The sequence below is a fragment of the Xanthomonas phaseoli pv. dieffenbachiae genome (assembly GCF_008639345.1).
GTDB classification, from domain to species: Bacteria; Pseudomonadota; Gammaproteobacteria; order Xanthomonadales; family Xanthomonadaceae; genus Xanthomonas; species Xanthomonas phaseoli.
The window spans coordinates 1,073,106-1,090,592 of sequence record NZ_CP041380.1; the positions used below are offsets into that span (position 1 = coordinate 1,073,106).

19 protein-coding genes, 1 other RNA gene and 2 pseudogenes are annotated in these 17,487 nt (G+C 60.3%); 12 read left to right on the plus strand and 10 right to left on the minus strand.

Annotated features, from left to right (window positions below):
- Positions 1 to 11 precede the first annotated feature (11 nt).
- Complete coding sequence (locus FLG15_RS05025) at positions 12 to 1,061, minus strand: glycosyltransferase family 9 protein (protein ID WP_057678964.1); 1,050 nt, start codon at positions 1,059 to 1,061, stop codon at positions 12 to 14.
- Between the two features lie 20 nt (positions 1,062 to 1,081).
- On the opposite strand from FLG15_RS05025, the gene FLG15_RS05030 reads away from it, so the two are divergent.
- Genes FLG15_RS05030 through FLG15_RS05060 form a run of 7 tightly spaced genes read left to right on the plus strand, consistent with a single transcriptional unit; the run spans position 1,082 to position 5,196 of the window.
- Entirely contained in the window at positions 1,082 to 1,831 is a 750-nt protein-coding gene (locus FLG15_RS05030; RefSeq protein ID WP_057678963.1) for a 3-deoxy-D-manno-octulosonic acid kinase, read from the plus strand.
- Complete coding sequence (locus tag FLG15_RS05035; RefSeq protein WP_057678962.1) at positions 1,831 to 2,580, plus strand: MBL fold metallo-hydrolase; 750 nt, start codon at positions 1,831 to 1,833, stop codon at positions 2,578 to 2,580. The genes FLG15_RS05030 and FLG15_RS05035 overlap by 1 nt, the downstream gene beginning before the upstream one ends.
- Entirely contained in the window at positions 2,580 to 3,611 is a 1,032-nt protein-coding gene (gene moaA / locus FLG15_RS05040; protein ID WP_057678961.1) for a GTP 3',8-cyclase MoaA, read from the plus strand. Before FLG15_RS05035 ends, moaA begins: the two co-directional genes overlap by 1 nt.
- Positions 3,608 to 3,988, plus strand: a complete 381-nt coding sequence (locus tag FLG15_RS05045; protein ID WP_081022918.1) for a nuclear transport factor 2 family protein — start codon at positions 3,608 to 3,610, stop codon at positions 3,986 to 3,988. The genes moaA and FLG15_RS05045 overlap by 4 nt, the downstream gene beginning before the upstream one ends.
- A 25-nt stretch (positions 3,989 to 4,013) precedes the next feature.
- Complete coding sequence (gene moaC, locus FLG15_RS05050; RefSeq protein WP_057678965.1) at positions 4,014 to 4,511, plus strand: cyclic pyranopterin monophosphate synthase MoaC; 498 nt, start codon at positions 4,014 to 4,016, stop codon at positions 4,509 to 4,511.
- Entirely contained in the window at positions 4,508 to 4,753 is a 246-nt protein-coding gene (locus FLG15_RS05055) for a MoaD/ThiS family protein (RefSeq protein WP_042676279.1), read from the plus strand. The genes moaC and FLG15_RS05055 overlap by 4 nt, the downstream gene beginning before the upstream one ends.
- Positions 4,750 to 5,196 (plus strand): molybdenum cofactor biosynthesis protein MoaE, encoded by a 447-nt coding sequence (locus FLG15_RS05060; protein WP_042676280.1) that lies wholly within the window; start codon positions 4,750 to 4,752, stop codon positions 5,194 to 5,196. Before FLG15_RS05055 ends, FLG15_RS05060 begins: the two co-directional genes overlap by 4 nt.
- A gap of 605 nt (positions 5,197 to 5,801) precedes the next feature.
- Here FLG15_RS05060 and ffs read toward each other — a convergent pair.
- An RNA gene (gene ffs / locus FLG15_RS05065) (signal recognition particle sRNA small type) lies at positions 5,802 to 5,898 on the minus strand.
- 325 nt (positions 5,899 to 6,223) lie between these two features.
- Here ffs and FLG15_RS05070 point away from each other — a divergent pair.
- Positions 6,224 to 6,964 carry a hypothetical protein gene (locus FLG15_RS05070; protein WP_150145608.1) on the plus strand — a complete coding sequence of 247 codons (741 nt, stop codon included), beginning with the start codon at positions 6,224 to 6,226 and terminating at the stop codon, positions 6,962 to 6,964.
- A gap of 256 nt (positions 6,965 to 7,220) precedes the next feature.
- Here FLG15_RS05070 and FLG15_RS05075 read toward each other — a convergent pair whose 3' ends face one another.
- Genes FLG15_RS05075 through FLG15_RS05085 form a run of 3 tightly spaced genes read right to left on the minus strand, consistent with a single transcriptional unit; the run spans position 7,221 to position 8,720 of the window.
- Entirely contained in the window at positions 7,221 to 7,598 is a 378-nt protein-coding gene (locus FLG15_RS05075; protein WP_170922390.1) for a hypothetical protein, read from the minus strand.
- Complete coding sequence (locus FLG15_RS05080) at positions 7,595 to 7,909, minus strand: hypothetical protein (RefSeq protein WP_150145610.1); 315 nt, start codon at positions 7,907 to 7,909, stop codon at positions 7,595 to 7,597. The genes FLG15_RS05075 and FLG15_RS05080 overlap by 4 nt, the downstream gene beginning before the upstream one ends.
- Positions 7,910 to 7,958: 49 nt before the next feature.
- A complete protein-coding gene (locus FLG15_RS05085; protein ID WP_057679997.1) occupies positions 7,959 to 8,720 on the minus strand; it encodes a hypothetical protein in 762 nt (253 codons plus the stop codon).
- A gap of 101 nt (positions 8,721 to 8,821) precedes the next feature.
- Between FLG15_RS05085 and FLG15_RS05090 the strand changes: the two genes are divergently transcribed.
- Entirely contained in the window at positions 8,822 to 9,172 is a 351-nt protein-coding gene (locus tag FLG15_RS05090) for a helix-turn-helix domain-containing protein (protein ID WP_081022919.1), read from the plus strand.
- Positions 9,173 to 9,385: 213 nt separating this feature from the next.
- Positions 9,386 to 9,982: an NYN domain-containing protein gene (locus tag FLG15_RS05095; RefSeq protein ID WP_150145612.1), complete on the plus strand. Its 597-nt coding sequence runs from the start codon at positions 9,386 to 9,388 to the stop codon at positions 9,980 to 9,982.
- A 74-nt stretch (positions 9,983 to 10,056) separates the two neighbouring features.
- Here the strand turns inward: FLG15_RS05095 and FLG15_RS05100 are convergent.
- Positions 10,057 to 11,232, minus strand: a pseudogene (locus FLG15_RS05100) (site-specific integrase); the annotation flags it as partial.
- 69 nt (positions 11,233 to 11,301) lie between these two features.
- Between FLG15_RS05100 and FLG15_RS05105 the strand changes: the two are divergent.
- Positions 11,302 to 12,389, plus strand: a protein-coding gene (locus FLG15_RS05105) for an IS3-like element ISXcd1 family transposase (RefSeq protein WP_223842567.1) whose coding sequence is annotated in 2 segments (ribosomal slippage) — positions 11,302 to 11,554 and positions 11,554 to 12,389 — 1,089 coding nt in all. Because the reading frame shifts where the segments join, the coding sequence is not laid out codon by codon here.
- Between the two features lie 39 nt (positions 12,390 to 12,428).
- Here the strand turns inward: FLG15_RS05105 and FLG15_RS05110 are convergent.
- The 4 genes and pseudogenes from FLG15_RS05110 to xopG all read right to left on the minus strand — a co-directional run.
- A pseudogene (locus tag FLG15_RS05110) lies at positions 12,429 to 12,656 on the minus strand (integrase); the annotation flags it as partial.
- Positions 12,657 to 13,204: 548 nt separating this feature from the next.
- A complete protein-coding gene (locus FLG15_RS05115; RefSeq protein WP_005997165.1) occupies positions 13,205 to 13,801 on the minus strand; it encodes a hypothetical protein in 597 nt (198 codons plus the stop codon).
- A complete protein-coding gene (locus FLG15_RS05120; RefSeq protein ID WP_029217237.1) occupies positions 13,801 to 14,430 on the minus strand; it encodes a hypothetical protein in 630 nt (209 codons plus the stop codon). Before FLG15_RS05120 ends, FLG15_RS05115 begins: the two co-directional genes overlap by 1 nt.
- 735 nt (positions 14,431 to 15,165) lie before the next feature.
- Positions 15,166 to 15,807 (minus strand): XopG/HopH/AvrPtoH family type III secretion system effector, encoded by a 642-nt coding sequence (gene xopG, locus FLG15_RS05125; protein WP_005997167.1) that lies wholly within the window; start codon positions 15,805 to 15,807, stop codon positions 15,166 to 15,168.
- Positions 15,808 to 16,283: 476 nt separating this feature from the next.
- On the opposite strand from xopG, the gene FLG15_RS05130 reads away from it, so the two are divergent.
- Positions 16,284 to 17,371 (plus strand): IS3-like element ISXcd1 family transposase gene (locus FLG15_RS05130; RefSeq protein WP_223842567.1). Its coding sequence is split into 2 segments (ribosomal slippage): positions 16,284 to 16,536 and positions 16,536 to 17,371, totalling 1,089 coding nucleotides; the frame shifts between segments, so codons are not numbered across the junction.
- The last annotated feature ends 116 nt before the right edge of the window (positions 17,372 to 17,487 follow it).

The window sequence follows — 17,487 nt, forward strand, 5'->3', positions numbered from 1 at the left end:
ATCGCCGATCTTCAACGCCGATGGTCGGCGCGATAGCGCTCAAAGGCGGCAATCGCGTCATCCACGGTGATCAGCGACATCACCTCGTCGAATTCGATCTTGGTTCCCCAGCTCAGCTGGTCGGCCGGTTTTTGCAGGAATTTGCGCGCGGCGTCGTCGTAGCGGTCCACGCAATAGCGCACGTCCGAATACGGGCCGCTCCGTCGCGGGTTGCTGGCGGCATGCAGGCCGAGCACCTTCGTGCCCATCGCATTGGCGATGTGCATCGGCCCCGAATCCGGCGTGACCACCAGATCCGCGCGGGCGAGCAGGGCGGGCAGCTGCTTGAGCGTGTCCTTGCCAACCAGGTCCAGCACCGGCGCATGCGCGTTGGCGATGATGGCGTCGGCGGTGCTGCGTTCCAGATCGCTGCGGCCGCCGCACAGCACGATCCGCCAGCCCTGCGCGGCGGCATGGTCGGCCAGCGCGGCATGGCGATCGGGATACCAGTTGCGACGCGCGTGGCTGGAGCAGGGTGAGATCATCAGCACCGGGCGACCATCGTCCTGCCACTGAGCCTGCGCCCAGGCGTGTGCGTCCTCGGGCACCGGCAGATCCCAGCGCACGTGGTTTTGGCGCAGGCCCAGCGGCTCGGCAAAGCTGCCGATGGCGTCGAGCACATGGATGCCGGGTCGATCTGCGATGCGCTCGTTGACGAACAGGCCGTGCAGGTCCTTGGAGCGGCTGCGGTCGTAGCCGATGCGTCGCCGCGCCGGCACGAAGGCCGACAGCACATTGGCGCGAAAGGCCACCTGCATCTGCAGCAAGGCATCGAAGCGGCCCAGCGGCGCCAGCGACCGGCGTAGCGCGCGCATGCCGGCCACCCCGCTGCGTTTGTCGTAGGCGTGAAATTGCACGCCGGGCAGGCCATCGAGCAATTTCAGCCCGGCCTTGTCGATGATCCAATGCAGTTGGGTTCCAGGAAACCCCGCCTGCAACGTGCGTACCAGTGGCACCACATGGGTGACATCGCCCAGGGCGGACAAGCGCAGCAAACACAGCGATGCGGGCGTTACAGCCATGGTGTTGTTAGACTCGATAGATGGTTTCTTTCGATGCCACCGAAGCGCTGGCGCCGTACCGCGAAGGTCGCGGTTATGGCGCCATTCTGTTCGACCGCGAACGGCTGCGGCAAGCCGATGCCAGCCTGTTTTCGCCGCAATCGTGGGGCGACAGGGCGCGCCCGGTGGACGCAGGCGGGCGTGGCGGCGCGTGGTTCGTGGATGCGCCATTCGGCCATAGCGTGTTGCGGCAGTACCTGCGTGGCGGCATGGCCGCACGCGTGAGCCGCGATCGCTACCTGTGGAAAGGGGCAGGGCGTACGCGCAGTTTTGCCGAGTTCCGGCTGATGCGCGAACTGCTCAAACGCAAGTTGCCAGTGCCGCGTCCGTTGGCCGCCTGTTATCTGCGCGAAGGCGTGGGCTATCGCGCTGCGCTGTTGATGGAGCGGCTGGAAAACGTGCGCTCATTGGCCGACCACGCCCAGGTCGCCGGCCGCGGTGCGCCGTGGGAGGCGACCGGCCAGCTGATTGCACGCTTCCATCGCGCTGGCCTGGATCACGCCGATCTCAACGCGCACAACATCCTGTTCGACGCCGGCGGGCATGGCTGGTTGATCGATTTCGACCGCGGCGTGCTGCGCATTCCGGCCACGCGCTGGCGCGAGCGCAACCTCAAGCGGCTGCATCGCTCGCTGTTGAAGCTGCGCGGCAACCGCAGCCGCGAAGACGTCGACAAGGACTATGCGCGCCTGCATCGCGCCTACGAACTGGCCTGGGGCCGGGGCTACTGATGGACTGGGGCTTGCGCGTGCAGGGCGTCGGCAATGCGTCGGCGGTGGCGCTTGGCTCGCCGATGGCCACGCTCGAGCGCGCCGGTGCGCCCTGGCTGACCATCGATTGCGGCAGCGAGGGCCTGACCGCCTATCAGGCCCACTATGGCCAGCTGCCACAGGCAATCTTCATCACCCACGTGCATCTGGACCATGTCGGCGGCCTGGAACGGGTGTTCGTCGACAGTTATTTCTCCGAGCGCCGCGGACGCACGCGCCTGTACGTACCGGCGCCGGTCGTGCCGCTGCTGCAGCGGCGCATCGCCGATTACCCCAACGTGCTGGCCGAGGGCGGGGCGAACTTCTGGGATGCGTTCCAGCTGGTGCCGGTCGGCGATGCGTTCTGGCACGACGGCGTGCGGCTGGAAGTGTTCCCGGTACGCCACCACTGGCCCGAGACGGCTTACGGATTGCGTTTGCAAGGCGCGCTGGTCTGGACCGGCGATACCCGGCCGATTCCGGAAATGCTGAAGCGTTATGCGGACGACAGCGAGCTCATCGCACATGACTGCGGCGTTCACGGCAACCCGTCGCATACTGGCGTGGACGATTTGGAGCGGGAATACCCGCAGGACCTGTTGAGCCGCATGCTGCTGTACCACTACGCCAGCGACGCCGAAGGCGATGTGCTGCGTGCACGTGGCCACCGCGTTGCCGTGCCCGGTCAATACCTCGCGTTGGCGAACCCGACCGCCGCGACGGTGCCCTGATGGGCGCCTTGCTGCAGCCGGATCTCGTGATGGCGCCGATGCAGGACCGCTACGGCCGCCCGTTGCGCGATCTGCGCCTGTCGGTGATCGAAGCCTGCAATTTCCGCTGCGGGTACTGCATGCCGGCCGATCGCGTGCCGGACGATTACGGCTTCGATTCACAGCAGCGGTTGAGTTTCGATCAGCTGGAAACCCTGGTGCGTGCCTTCGTCTCGGTCGGTGTGACCAAGGTACGCCTGACTGGCGGAGAGCCGCTGCTGCGCCGCGACCTGCCGAGCCTGATCGCACGGCTGACCGCGATCGAGGGCATCGAAGATCTGGCCCTGACCACCAACGGCACCTTGCTCGCCCGCCAGGCCGTCGCGCTGCGGCAGGCCGGGTTGCGCCGCATCACCGTCAGCATGGATGCGCTGGAACCGGCGTTGTTCAGGCGCATGAGCGGCGATCGCGGCGAGATTGCGCAGGTGCTGGCCGGCATCGCCGCCGCCGAGCACGCCGGTTTTCAGCGGCTGAAGATCAATTGCGTGGTGCAGCGTGGCGTCAACGAAGCTCAGGTGCTGCCGCTGGTGGAGCACTTCCGCGGCACCGGGCACGTGCTGCGCTTCATCGAATTCATGGACGTAGGCAGCTGCAATGGCTGGACCCCGGATGCGGTGGTGACCTCAGCGCAATTGCACGAACGCATCCACGCGCGCTGGCCGCTGGTGGCGCTGGACGCCAATTACACCGGGGAAGTGGCCCAGCGCCACGCGTTCGCGGATGGCGCCGGCGAAGTGGGCTTCGTCAGTTCGGTCAGCGTGCCGTTCTGCGGCGATTGCCAGCGGGCGCGCGTCTCGGCCGACGGGCATCTGTATACCTGCCTGTTCGCCAGCCAGGGCCACGACCTCAAGCCGGCCCTGGCCAATGGCGCGCCTGCGCTGGCGACGCATCTGCGCCAGCGCTGGAGCGTGCGTGGCGACCGCTACAGCGAAGTGCGCGCCTCGGTGCCACGGCGCGGCAAGCCGGTCGAGATGTTCTTGATCGGCGGATGAGCGAGGACGCGCTGCTGGTGCTGCTGCGCACGCTGGAGCTGCGTCTGCTCGATCCGCAGCAGCGTGCCGATGTCCAGGTGTTGGAAGCGCTGCTCGATCCGGCATTTGTCGAGTTCGGTACGTCGGGCCATCGGTACACGCGGAGCGAGGTAATCGCGGCCTTGCGCGTCCCCGGTGTCGCTGCCGAGTACTGCGCAGACGACTTCGAATGCGCGCGGTTGGCACCGGATCTGGCGCAGGTGCGCTATCGGTCGATGGATCGCCGGCAGGGTGTTGAGCGGCAGGCCTTGCGCAGCTCGTTGTGGCGCAGGAATGCTGCTGGATGGCAGCTGCTGTTCCATCAAGGTACCTTGTTCACCGAGAATGCCGCATCCTGATGGCCTGTCGTTCGCGTCGTTTCCCATGCCTGCAAAATCCCGTTCCGCACGCCTCACCCATCTGGACGATGCCGGGCTCCCCACCATGGTGGATGTCTCGGACAAGGCGGTTACCGCCCGTAGCGCCACCGCGGAAAGCCGCGTGCGCTTTCCGGCTGCCGTGGCCGCACAATTGCGCGCCAACGGCTTGCGTAGTGCCAAGGGCGGCATCGTAGAGACGGCGGTGATTGCCGGCACCATGGCGGTCAAGCGCACGCACGAATTGATTCCGTTCTGCCATCCATTGCCGATCGATGCGTGTCGTTTCGAGATCGACTGGGCAGGCGAGCAGCTGCTGGACATCCGTTGCACGGTGCGCTGCGTGCATCGCACCGGTGTGGAGATGGAAGCGCTGACCGGTGCCAGCGTGGCGGCGTTGACGGTGTATGACATGTGCAAGGCGTTGTCGCACAGCATGAGCATCGGCCCGACCAAATTGGTGTCCAAGCGCGGCGGCAAGCGCGACATCGGAGCGGAACAATGACGGTCATGGTGACGGTGCTGTACTTCGCCAGCCTGCGCGAGGCTGCAGGCATTGCCGACGAGCGTGTGCACACCGGCGCGCAGGATCTGCGCGGCCTGTATGCAGAACTCGATGCACGGCATGGCCTGCGCTGGACGCCTGCGCAGCTGCGTGTGGCTGTCGATGGCGCATTCGCGCGCTGGGAGGATGCGCTGCGCGACGGCAGCGAAGTGGTGTTCATTCCGCCGGTGTCGGGAGGTTGACTGTGAACGAGCAGGTCGCCGCGATCTTTGCGCTTTCCGAGGTGCCGTTGCCGATCGATCAGCTGCGTGCCGGGGTGGAACACCCGCAAGCCGGCGCGTTTGCCAGTTTCGAAGGCTGGGTGCGCAATCACAACGAAGGCCGCGGCGTGGCCGGCTTGCGTTACGAAGCCTATGCCGCGCTCGCGCAGGCCGAGGGGCAGCGTGTTGTCGACGAAGCAATGCAGCGATTCGCCATCGTGCACGCGCATTGCGTGCACCGCGTGGGTGAGTTGCGTATCGGCGAGATGGCGGTGTGGGTCGGCGTCAGTGCGGCGCATCGTGGCGCCGCATTCGACGCATGTCGCTACATCATCGATGAGGTCAAGGCGCGGGTGCCGATCTGGAAGCACGAGCATTACCTGGAAGGCGACGCGGGTTGGTTGCATCCCGAATCGCAACCTTAGCGATGCAGATGCGGCGCGCGTCCGCGCGTGAGTAGGCGACCGGCGTTGCATAGGGCGCAGCGCAGCACGAGCTGCCTGCTGCTTGTGGCTGGATCAATCGCGCGCAAGCCAGGGGTTCCAGCCAGCTCGCCTGCAGTCTTTCGAAGTTGGGGGTGGTGTCCCCGCCGGTTGACCTCGGCGCCCGCATCGCGCCGTGGGAGACGCTAACGCTGCGGGATGCATGCGCCGTCGCCACGGCGGGCACGAATGACGGATCGGCCTTATGCATGGGCATGCAGCGCTGCAAAAGATCCCCGCTGCTTGTTGCTCATGAATCGTGAGAAAGCCAGGGCTCCGGCTAGTTCGCCTGGAGTCTTTCGAAGTTGGGGGTGGTGTCCCCGCCGGTTGACCTCGGCGCCCGCATCGCGCCGTGGGAGACGCTAACGCTGCGGGATGCATGCGCCGTCGCCACGGCGGGCACGAATGATGGGTCGGCTTTTCGCATCGGCTTTGCGTATGGGCGCACAGCGCTGTACGAGGTGATCGCTATTTGCTGCTCGATCAATCGTGCGCAAGCCAGAGGTTCCAGCTGGTTCGCTTGGCGTCTGTCGAACGTTAGGGTGGTGTCCCCGCCGGTTGACCTCGGCGCCCGCATCAATCGATACCGTTGCTGCCTTCCGGCCCTGGCGGGATTTTCGATCTAGCGTCGCGAGGGACCGACGGGGCCACCATAAGACGTGGGCCACGATGCCGTGGCCCTGGACCCGTGCAATCAGCTTGCAGAGTCATAAAACTGGCGGAGAGAGAGGGGGAGGTACTGATCCCACTCGAACGTCCTGACTCTCCTACAGCCACGCAAACCAGGAGGGTGTCCTGCTTTGTGGTCCGCCATTGTAGCGGGTGCAGTGTCTTGGGCGCTAGTCCAGCTGCAAGACATCGAACCTGTTGCCTAAGGGGCCGCGCTGTCCGTAGTCTGTAGTCGGTTTATGCACCTACTTCAAGTAGCGCAGGGCAGCGCAGCAGTTTCAAATAAAGGAAGGGGATAGAGTTGAGCAATGATCGCGTGGTCGAATATCAGAGCGAACATTTCGATTGCAGCACTTGTGTTATTGAAGGACTGGGCCAAGAAGTGGTGGATGCGCTCGGTTGCGGGATCGAAACTGATTTGTTGATTGGGCTAATCGGAGCGCCGACAAAATCGAAAATCAGGGTCGTGGTGAAATGGGAGTGGTCTGAGGAAGAAATTCCTGATGGGGAGGACGTGCCCCCGGGTATTTTGTTTCTTGTGGAAAACGATAAATATTTCGATGAGCCCGCCGAAGTGGTCGTATTTTTGGATGGTCTAAGAGACAAGATTGGTGTTTATCTGAAGCTAATTGTCTTCAAAGATGACCCTGCGCTGAAAGGGCTTGCTGGGCACATGATTCATGTCATGGCAGGGGCCGCGTTGAAGATTCCCGGCACCTCTAGGCTGAAGCTCTGGGCTGCGGGCGGCCTTTTATGGGACGATATGAGCCCTGGCGTGAGGTGGGGCGGATATTTCGCATGGCCAAAATACGGCTTCGATTGCATTGTCCCGAGCCCCACAAGAGCGCTGTTCGCACACTTCCCCTACTATCCGGCTGGACTCGCCTCTTGCCTGAAGGTTTCTGATGTGTTATCGTTAGTTGGCGGAAGGGATTTTTGGAAAATTGCTGGTGAAGGTTCCTATATGAACTTTGACTTGGCGAAGAATTCGAAATCACGCGAAACGCTAGGCAAGTTCCTTCAGGACTGGAGAAAGATATGAAGGTCAAACAGGGTTTGATAGCACGTGTGCTAGGGCGCTTTCAGTCGACCAAAAAAATAAAGGCTGGTGCCAGTTTGCCTGTCTACAGCGTGCACAGAGAGAAGGGTGCTAGGCAGATAACGAATTCCGAAGAAATGAAGAGAAGTCGCGTTTACGCGAATGTCCCACTTGGGATGGATTGAAAAAAAAAGCTCCCGAAAGGGAGCTTTTTTGTTGAAGCCATATGGGAGCCAAGTGTTCGTTCTTGAGATGGCGATCATTCCGTCAGCTGCATCCATGCCACGAGCAGTACCATGGGCAGCCCGCTAAGCATCGAGGTGACCCAAAAAGCCCCCATGACGGTCAGCGGGGTCATGACCCACCACTGTGCAGCGGTGAACCCTTGGTCGCGCCGCCGAGCCGCGTCAGCCTGCTGCGGATAGAGCCGCTCCGCTTTCCGCAGACCCCGTCGAGCCATTAGCGGTCCGACGATGAAACCAAACGGGCCCAGGAAGAGCAGGCTCAGCGAGAACCACCAGAAGAAGCGGTTGTGCGGAGTCATGACCTTCCTGGGAGCAGCGCGGAGCGCGGCGTCCCCGCCAGCCCCCACGGCGTCGACGGACGTTCCTGCCATCGAATCAGTCTTCATGCTCATTTGGCGTAGGCCCTCCAAGTGCCGTCGGCTTTGGCATAGCGCAAGTTCTTGTTGACCGGCACGGGGACCTGCCGACCGGCAATCACCAGGACCACTTGGCCGCGCGTGTCGCAGCGGTAGCCGTCGGCGCCCTCGGCTTCCACACAGCCGGAGAGCTCGAAGTTTTGAATGTCCGTGACCTGGCCGGCGCCGCTCTGCTGAAGCAGCGCGACCAGCGCCTGCTTGGCGCTGTCGCTCGACGGCTTGCCGCTGCAGGCACTCAGGCCCAGGGCCATGGTCAACGCGACCAAGCCAATCCATGCGTTTTTCATGTCGTTCCTTTGCTGGGTAAAAAGGGAGGAAGTGAGGGCGAGCGGGCTCTTACTTGTCGCGGTTGCCGTCGGGCTTAAAGCCCGCGATCCAGAGCCTGGTGTCTTTGAAAGGCGTCAGCATTCCTGACGGTCCCGGGTGCAGGTCAGAGGTCTGGAGGAATCCCGAGACCCAGGCGACGCGCAGGGCGACATCGACGGCACGGTCAGCCACGCCGGGCCGGCTCACGTTGACGACAAAAGGCTGCGCTGGCGGGTTGGGGCCGCTGGAGCGCTGGACGCCCGTGTTGGGCTTGCTGGAAGGCACGCGGACGCCGTTGAGGGTATCCCTGCCTTTCCACAGAGCGGAGGTATTGAGCTCAGCGGTTTCGCCCAGGTCGTCCGTTTCCGTCACCGCGGCATCGAAGCAGGTGCGGAAGGTTTCGACGCTTGAGGCGGTCGGACTGGTCCAGATGCGAGCTTCGACCGTCCAGCAGGGCAGCGAGGCGCCCCATTCGGTGAAGGTCAACGTGACTCGGGGCCACTCCAGCTTCCCGTGCTGGGCCTGCTGGTGGTTGTCGCCTTTGAAGAGCCCGGGCAGCTTTCCTGCACCGCTGAGGGGCGCGTAGATGGCGCCAGTGCCTTGCGCGCTGGTTTTGCTGCCCGAGTTCGGCTGGATGCCGACCAGCTGCCTCCCAGAGTCGGCCAGGCTCTTTCGGAGCTGACGGAAGAAGCCGGGTTTTTGTTCCGGCACGTCCTGGGCGTGGGTGGTGAAAGGCCTGATGAGTGTCAATGCCAGGAGCGCTGCGAACACTCCTTGTCCTGAAAGTTCCATGTGGCCTCAGATAGATGTGGTTCTATCTGCCATATTGGAAGATAAGTGCGCTAGGATGCTACTCGGTGCAGACTTGGAGGTCAGCCATCAGTTAGATCTCCATGCCCGCATCTCTGCCCACAAGTTCCGTCTTCGGTCGTCGCCTACGTGCGGCCAGGCGCGTGGCAGGCCTGTCGCAAGTCGAACTGGGAGCGCTGCTGGGGATGAATGAGAAATCTGCCTCGTCACGACTCTCCCGCTACGAGCGGGGGGAGAGGGAGCCCGACCACGAGACGCTGGCGGCTTTAAGCAAGGTGCTGGACGTGCCTCCGGCCTACTTCCATGCAAGTTCGGACGTGCTGGCAGAGATCATCCTGCTTGTCGCCAGATTGCCTGTAGACCGTCAGGAAAGGCTTCTAGGTGTCATCAAGGGCTACCTGACCCAGCCGCAAGCACATGTTGAGAAGGATTGACTTGGCAGGGAGGCGGCATTAGATTTGCCGAGTGGAGCAGAAAATGGTGATGAAGCGGTTGCAAACCTTTTTTTTGCTGGTATAGTTCCAGGCTTGTAATGCACCCCGTCGTTCCTGGTGGATGAGCGGGTATTAATCTTCGCCGGCGGTGGTAACGCTGTCCGGATTTAATGTAAAAAAAAAAGGCAAAAATGGGCGCTTCGGCGTCCATTTTTGTATCCAATTCAGGGGTGGACATGGATCGTTTGTGCGGTTTTCATTGATGGTGGCTATGTAGCCAAGCTGCTCAGCAACAACTTTGATGGGGCAAGGATTGACTACAGTAAATTTGTGCAGCACGTCCTGCAGGGATCTGACGTGTTGCGCACTTATTACTACGACTGCCCGCCGTATCAATCATCCCACCCGACAGAAGAAGAAGCCCAGCGATTTGCAGGGAAGGAAAAGTTCTTCAACGCGCTGTCTCGCCTTCCTCGCTTCCAAGTCAGGCAGGGTAAGTTGGAGCGTCGCGGGACTGCACCAAACTTTGTGTTTCAGCAGAAGCGGGTAGATATTCTCCTCGGAGTGGACATGGTTGAGCTCGCAGCGACTCGCCAGATCCAGAAGGCAATTCTAATTGCCGGGGATAGTGACTTTGTTCCGGCTATTGAGGCAGTGAAGCGCCATGGGGTGCTTACTGTGCTGTGGCACGGCCCCCACATCAGGGGGCCCGGAAACACGGTCCACGACGAACTATGGGACCAGTTCGATGAGCGCTTTGAAATCGACTTGGCTGTGGTGGCGGGTAGTGCTCCGCAGCAGAGTCGATGAGGTCCTGAGGCCGCTTCGCATAGCGCAGCCTTGAAAGCTGCGCAGCAATGTATTGGTTTGGGGTTGGTTGGAGGTCAAGGGTAGAACTTGCTCGAAGCTGCCAAGCACTTGGCAAACTGCCCCCGGTGGTAGCGCGGCAGTTCCATGTTTGGCTGATAGAGCTCCAAGGCGCTGATTTGCTTGCTTCGTGTCACCTGCGGTTTCTTGTGCAGGTAGTGCTGGCGCAAGACCTGGACCCGGTCGCGGGGATCGGTGCTGTGGCCGGTGACCAAGGCAATCTCCTTCTCCGGCACGTCGTTGACGTCGAGCTCAGTGGCCAGCGTATGGCGGAAAGCATGGAACCCGACGCCCTTGGGGAAGCCCAGGCTCTTTAGGTAGCGCCCAAAGTCCACCACGAACTGCTGGCTGTAACGCGCATTCGTTTCCCCTGTCGTGCGGTTCACGCCGGCGGAGAGCAGGGGGAACAGCCGAGGGTGGCCGATCGCTTTCATGTCTTCCACGAACTCCAGGAATCCGGCCTCCAAGAGCGGCTTGGCGATAGGGATGATGCGCATGCACCCCGCGCCCTTCATGCTTTGCCGGCTGCGCCGACGGCGTTTCGGGTCCGCGGCCAAGTCTTGGTCCAACGTCTTCTGGAAAGAGATGCACCACACCCCGCGTTCCTCGATGATGTCGGTCAGCTTCAGCTGGCAGACCTCGTTGACCCTGGCGCCGGTATACAAGCCGATCATCGGCGCCCACCAATACTGGGGTTTCTTGGCCCAGGGGATGAATGTCTCGGGGTCGAAAATGGCCTGCAGGTCTTCGTCCTCGAACAGCCGGATGGCCTTCTCTGGATCGATGGTGTCGTCCTGCTTGATCTTCCGGGAGGCTTTCATGGGCGAAGAAACGATGGCCTGTCCGTTGACCAAGTGGTTGAAGAAAGCGACGAGGAACCGGCGATGACGCTCCTCGGTGGCCGGGGCCAGCGGCGGCACGTCCTGCTCTTTCCCCATGGCGATGGCTTCGTCGAAGGTGAGATCCTTCAACAGCGGGTCCGACGTCAAGTTCCTGGGGGCCCAGCGTAGGAGCTTCCAGAGCGCTTGGATGTGGTGGTAGTCGACACGGGACGCGGAGATGTTGCCGCAGGTAAGAAGCAGCAGCTTCAACGTGCGCTCGGTGGACTGCACGGTCTTCGGGTCGAGCTGGCGGCGACGCATGTCCTCCAGATGATCTTCGATCTCCTTGACCAAGGGGCGCGAAGGCGTGCCGGTAATCCCCCCACAGGTTAGCTGACGCCAGAAGTGGAATTTTCTCGTACCCTTTTCCGAGGAGGTTCCATGAAGACATCCCGCTTCACCGACAGCCAGATCATTGCCGTCCTCAAGCAGGCCGAGGCCGGCACGCCCGTGCCGGAGTTGTGCCGGGAACACGGCATCAGCTCGGCGACGTTCTACAAGTGGCGCAGCAAGTTCGGCGGCATGGACGCATCGCTGATGTCCCAGCTCAGGGAGCTGCAGGACGAGAACCGGCGCCTGAAGAAGATGTACGCCGATGCCCAGCTCAGCGCCGACCTGCTGAAGGAGGCGATGGCAAAAAAATGGTGAGGCCATCTCAACGCCGGGAGATGGCCCGATGGGCCGTAGATGGTGGCCACACGAACATCCGGCATGCCTGCCGGACCTTTGCGGTGAGCGAGACCTGCTTTCGCTATCAAGCCAAGGCCAGCGAGGAGAACGCCCGGATTGCCGATTGGCTGGTGCGGTTGACCACAACCTATCGTGATTGGGGGTTCGGCCTGTGCTTTCTGCACCTGCGCAACGTGAAGGGCTTTGGCTGGAATCACAAGCGGGTGTACCGCATCTATCGGGAGCTGGAGTTGAACCTGCGGATCAAGCCGAAGAAGCGGCTGGTGCGCGAGCGGCCAGAGCCGTTGGCGGTGCCGGAGACGATCAACCAGGTCTGGTCGATGGATTTCATGCACGACCAGCTGGCCGACGGCCGCAGCTTCCGGTTGTTCAATGTGCTCGATGACTTCAACCGTGAGGGTCTGGGCATCGAGGTCGACTTATCGCTGCCATCGGCCCGGGTGATCCGCTCGTTGGAACAGATCATTGACTGGCGCGGCAAGCCAAACGCCATTCGCTGCGACAACGGCCCGGAGTACATCAGCGGCGCGCTGCTAGCTTGGGCACAGCAGCGCGGGATTCGGATCGAGCACATCCAGCCAGGCAAGCCGCAGCAGAATGCCTATGTCGAACGTTACAACCGCACCGTCCGCTACGCCTGGCTGGCCACAACGTTGTTCGACACCATCGAGCAGGTTCAGGACAAGGCCACGCGCTGGCTATGGACGTACAACCATGAGCGCCCCAACATGGCGCTCGGCGGTATCACGCCAGCAATGAAATTGGCGATGGCCGCCTAGCTCCACTTTTGGCGAACGCTCAAAGCGGGGGGATTACCTGCCCATGGGCAGTTGCGCTGGGTAGCGCGTGCTGTTCTTCGTGCCGCTCTTCCGTCCGGTTTCGTCGAGCGCGGCGAGGATGTATTCTTGGAGATTGATGGCGGCTTCCCGGCCTCGGATGATGGCGCGGTCGATACGGAACCGTCCGATGTGGATGCCTTCCAAGTGCAGGAGGCCGAAGGGCGAAGCGATGTAATCGTTGAGTGCAGCGGAGGGTAGAGCGGTCATGGGTCACTTCCATCGGAGATGGAAGTAGGGATATGACAGGAGGAAAATTCGTCAACGGGGTCGATACAAAAATTTGCGGCGGCGGCGCAGTCCTTAGGTGTTGGGATATTCCCAATGAAGTGCTTCCCGGGTCCGCCAATTCGTTATCCGGCGAGAAGCCTTGTAAACCAAGGGTTTCAAGAGAATTTGTGTCGATTTATCGCAGTCAATTGCGTACTGTTTGCAGTAAATAAGCTAACTAAATGACCTTATTTCTCGATTTTGAAAATGAATTTAAGTTAAATGTTAGCCTGTTATTGTTAGTCTGATTTATATTAAAAGCAGCGATCTGCTTGGTTCAGAACTTTCTGACATCCGATGGGGCGCGACACCGATGGTCCGACGAATGGCAGGAGCGCAATCTGACCTTGCCGGGCGTGGACCCCAATGACCGCTTCCCCTGCAGGCGCTTGAGCAGCGTCGTGCTGGCATCTGCTAGGGGGCTGGTAGTGTTGACTTGTGACGATGTGTCTTAAACAGTGGAAGACGGTGGCCGACCTGACAAGTGCTTACTGTGCCTTGCCATTGGATTGAGGAAGGACAACGGAAATCGATCTTTTGCCATTTGAGGCCTGAAATGCGCCAGGCCAAAAGGCAATAGCACCCGCAGCACAGGTGCCTCGCTCGCATTGGATTTCTATTTTTCCAGATTTATCAAGATGAACTGCTGCGGCTGCAGTTGCTACCGCTAAGCTTCCGGCCAGACACCAATACAGGTTCACTGATCGCTTTCTAGCGGTCAGCACCGACAAAAAGAAAAGGGCGGCAAAGAATCCTGCACCCGCAAGCGCCTTTAGCCAAGTTTCCAAGAAAACCTGTGTTCGTCCGGGACCAGTGAAGACGTAGGTGGCTAGGACTGAGAACGCCAGCCAAGCCGCGCCGGAGATAGCGAAGGCTGCCCCTGGTGTTTTGTGTCCACGCCACACCAAATCTGCTTGCAACACGAAGAATGCTAACAGCAAAAGTGGCGCTACTGCGTAGCCAAGTAGCCCAAATTGGTTTTGAGTCACCAGAAAAAGGGCCGAGCAAGCCACTGTCCCAAGGAGAAGAGTTACTTCGCGGGAGCGCAGGCTAAGCCTGCGCTCCCTGAAATGGACTGTGCTCATTACTTAACTTGCACTACATCGCCGACAAGGACGGTTCCGCTGCCTACAGTCACTGTGCCTCCAGAAATGGTCGCTGCGCCACTTGACGTGAGCCAGTCTATCCCACGCTGGTAATCAGGTCGAGACGCCGCGTCCGGGCTTTCGTAAGAACTGTAATCGACGTTGATAGGCTCGCTGCTAGATGTCCCAATGAGGTTGCCTGCTGAATCGTAGGCTTCAACGTAAACAATGGCTCGCTTAGCAGAGTCGTAAGCGAAAATCGCCCTGCTTTTATCATTGAACGTTGTGTCAATGCGGATGCTGTAATCCTCCGAGCTCCTCCATTTGTAAGCGTTGGACAGAACCTGTTGAATGAAGAAGATGAAATTTTCGCCGGTGTTGGGCACTTGCCAGTCGTTTGCTTCAAGCCACTGTATGACCTGCTGACGCGTTGCGCCTTCCCGACGCACATCAAATGCACTAGCAAATGCTGCTGACTGGTCTGCTGCAGGCGTGGCCATCTTCCTGACTGAGCTGGGTGTGACAGTTCCATTAGCTAAGTCAATCTTCACGTTGAGAGTGCCGATATTTCCGTAACTCCGATATACAGACGAATAAACGGCGAACTGGTCGATATCTGCTTGTGCCACAGGTCGCTCTTGAATCCCCGGCGGCGCCACAGAGACGGGACCGTTTACAGTATTGACCGTGTAGAGGTATGGAATGCCGGTCGAACGATCACCGATGTAGGCTTGACCGAGACCCGAAGTCAGCTGATTTGCAAGCGCTCCTCGTTGCGCCTGTGTGCAGGCATCACAGAAGTGGATGTCATTCGCAGTGGCTTGTCCGACATATCCTGCGAGCACTAGGCTGCCAGCCATCACAATCGTCTTAATCGTCAAGAACCCCTTTTTAATCCCCTGCCATGGCAGGTTCACCCCCGCCACCTCCTATCGTCAAACCTAAATTCAGTCGTAATTTTGGAATGTAGAGCTCGGTCACACTTGACGGCCAACGCCCACAAAAATCTGGTCTGAGGCTGGGCCTGACGGCCGTCGAGCAGAGGAAATCCTGTCGTGGCACGGGCTAACGGACGCGGACGACAAGGGTTGATGCCAAGTTGCGGTTAGGCCGCGCTTAGCGAGCTTGTGCTCTAGTCGTAGCACATGGTCATCCAATGCTTAGCTTAGCCACGCGCAGCGCTTCGCTCGGGAAGACGGCGCTGGGACTGGAGTAGCGTTGACGAGTAATGCCGCCTGATAAAAATGTTCCAGGCAGTATCCCCAACTGAGCAGCCGGGGCATGCCGGGCACTTGTGAAGCGGCAGGATGTGTGGCTCTGAGATGGTGTGACGATCTAATCAAGTGCTTAACCGATATGCGGCCTCACATGCCGTGAGGCTTATATTTTTTGCGGACAGGTAGCCCATGTTCCTGCCTGATGGAGTTTTCGCTCGGTTGCCTGGTCTTTCGATATTCGTATTTTCCGACGCCGACGGCCCTGAGTTCCTCCTTTCCGGCTTCGGATGTTTCGTCGTAGCGATCTCCACCCTTGTAGGCTCTCGATGTGCCCGCCAATAGATGCTGAGCATGGATAAGCTCGTGTGCAAGAACTACAAACGACTCCTCGGGATCCGATCCAAGACGAAGAGGGGAGCCGTTTGAATTCAGTTCGATATGACTCTGCGGGCTCCATTCTATAATGGCATTGCATCCCTTTCCTTTTCTTGCTCGTTCCTTGGCGAGCTCTAGGTTATCGGCGAAAGTCTCTGGATCATATTTTTCAACTTCGCTCGCGCTAAGTACGGCTCTGGTATTGGGCTGCGCTTCAGCGCCGATCTCCGCTATGGTCACTTTTCGATTCTTGCGAGCGCTGATAGCGCTCAAGCCTTGAAGAAGAGCGCTGCCTGAGCTGCCGGCCGCAATCTTCTCAAGCGCTGATTCAACTTGGTTCTTGTATGGCTCTTCTCGAGCGCTTGTCTGAGTGGAAATATAGATTCCTGGAAAGTTCGTTTGACTGATTGGCATGTGAGTATGTGTCGTCGAAGTGTCTGTAGGAGTTGCACTTGAATGGTAACGGTGAGGAGGCTGACATGTCGCCGGCATGTGAAATCCTGTCATCAATGGCGAATGCATGTTCCATTTCGGGCTCTGTGGATTGAGTTGTCGCAGAGCAGTGCAACCTCCGCGACGCGGTTGAATTAATCAAATTTATATTCAAAGCAGCGATGTGTGTGCCTCGGAACTTTCTGGCATCCAATAGGGCGCGACACCGATGGCGCGACGAATGCTAAGAGCGCAATCTGACCTTGCCGGACGTGGGACCCAATGGTCGCTCACCCTACGGGGCGCTTGAGCAGCGCCATCTCGGCACGTGAAGGGGGCTAGCTGCCCTGCGTTGGCCGCGGCGTCTCAAGCGGTGCGACCGCACTGCCGGTAATCCCCCCACAGGTTAGCTGACGCCAGAAGTGGAATTTTCTCGTACCCTTTTCCGAGGAGGTTCCATGAAGACATCCCGCTTCACCGACAGCCAGATCATTGCCGTCCTCAAGCAGGCCGAGGCCGGCACGCCCGTGCCGGAGTTGTGCCGGGAACACGGCATCAGCTCGGCGACGTTCTACAAGTGGCGCAGCAAGTTCGGCGGCATGGACGCATCGCTGATGTCCCAGCTCAGGGAGCTGCAGGACGAGAACCGGCGCCTGAAGAAGATGTACGCCGATGCCCAGCTCAGCGCCGACCTGCTGAAGGAGGCGATGGCAAAAAAATGGTGAGGCCATCTCAACGCCGGGAGATGGCCCGATGGGCCGTAGATGGTGGCCACACGAACATCCGGCATGCCTGCCGGACCTTTGCGGTGAGCGAGACCTGCTTTCGCTATCAAGCCAAGGCCAGCGAGGAGAACGCCCGGATTGCCGATTGGCTGGTGCGGTTGACCACAACCTATCGTGATTGGGGGTTCGGCCTGTGCTTTCTGCACCTGCGCAACGTGAAGGGCTTTGGCTGGAATCACAAGCGGGTGTACCGCATCTATCGGGAGCTGGAGTTGAACCTGCGGATCAAGCCGAAGAAGCGGCTGGTGCGCGAGCGGCCAGAGCCGTTGGCGGTGCCGGAGACGATCAACCAGGTCTGGTCGATGGATTTCATGCACGACCAGCTGGCCGACGGCCGCAGCTTCCGGTTGTTCAATGTGCTCGATGACTTCAACCGTGAGGGTCTGGGCATCGAGGTCGACTTATCGCTGCCATCGGCCCGGGTGATCCGCTCGTTGGAACAGATCATTGACTGGCGCGGCAAGCCAAACGCCATTCGCTGCGACAACGGCCCGGAGTACATCAGCGGCGCGCTGCTAGCTTGGGCACAGCAGCGCGGGATTCGGATCGAGCACATCCAGCCAGGCAAGCCGCAGCAGAATGCCTATGTCGAACGTTACAACCGCACCGTCCGCTACGCCTGGCTGGCCACAACGTTGTTCGACACCATCGAGCAGGTTCAGGACAAGGCCACGCGCTGGCTATGGACGTACAACCATGAGCGCCCCAACATGGCGCTCGGCGGTATCACGCCAGCAATGAAATTGGCGATGGCCGCCTAGCTCCACTTTTGGCGAACGCTCAAAGCGGGGGGATTACCGATGTATGTCTATATCAAGGTGTGGTGGTGCCACCGTCGCCATCGCCCGCGGAGGAAAAATTCATTGCGGCAACTCTC

Excerpts from the sequence above, each read along its gene's own strand:
- FLG15_RS05025 (WP_057678964.1), bottom strand. The coding sequence starts at position 1,061 with ATGGCTGTAACGCCCGCATCGCTGTGTTTGCTGCGCTTGTCCGCCCTG.
- FLG15_RS05030 (WP_057678963.1), top strand. The coding sequence starts at position 1,082 with ATGGTTTCTTTCGATGCCACCGAAGCGCTGGCGCCGTACCGCGAAGGT.
- FLG15_RS05035 (WP_057678962.1), top strand. The coding sequence starts at position 1,831 with ATGGACTGGGGCTTGCGCGTGCAGGGCGTCGGCAATGCGTCGGCGGTG.
- moaA (WP_057678961.1), top strand. The coding sequence starts at position 2,580 with ATGGGCGCCTTGCTGCAGCCGGATCTCGTGATGGCGCCGATGCAGGAC.
- FLG15_RS05045 (WP_081022918.1), top strand. The coding sequence starts at position 3,608 with ATGAGCGAGGACGCGCTGCTGGTGCTGCTGCGCACGCTGGAGCTGCGT.
- moaC (WP_057678965.1), top strand. The coding sequence starts at position 4,014 with ATGCCTGCAAAATCCCGTTCCGCACGCCTCACCCATCTGGACGATGCC.
- FLG15_RS05055 (WP_042676279.1), top strand. The coding sequence starts at position 4,508 with ATGACGGTCATGGTGACGGTGCTGTACTTCGCCAGCCTGCGCGAGGCT.
- FLG15_RS05075 (WP_170922390.1), bottom strand. The coding sequence starts at position 7,598 with ATGAGCATGAAGACTGATTCGATGGCAGGAACGTCCGTCGACGCCGTG.
- FLG15_RS05080 (WP_150145610.1), bottom strand. The coding sequence starts at position 7,909 with ATGAAAAACGCATGGATTGGCTTGGTCGCGTTGACCATGGCCCTGGGC.
- FLG15_RS05085 (WP_057679997.1), bottom strand. The coding sequence starts at position 8,720 with ATGGAACTTTCAGGACAAGGAGTGTTCGCAGCGCTCCTGGCATTGACA.
- FLG15_RS05090 (WP_081022919.1), top strand. The coding sequence starts at position 8,822 with ATGCCCGCATCTCTGCCCACAAGTTCCGTCTTCGGTCGTCGCCTACGT.
- FLG15_RS05115 (WP_005997165.1), bottom strand. The coding sequence starts at position 13,801 with ATGAGCACAGTCCATTTCAGGGAGCGCAGGCTTAGCCTGCGCTCCCGC.
- xopG (WP_005997167.1), bottom strand. The coding sequence starts at position 15,807 with ATGCCAATCAGTCAAACGAACTTTCCAGGAATCTATATTTCCACTCAG.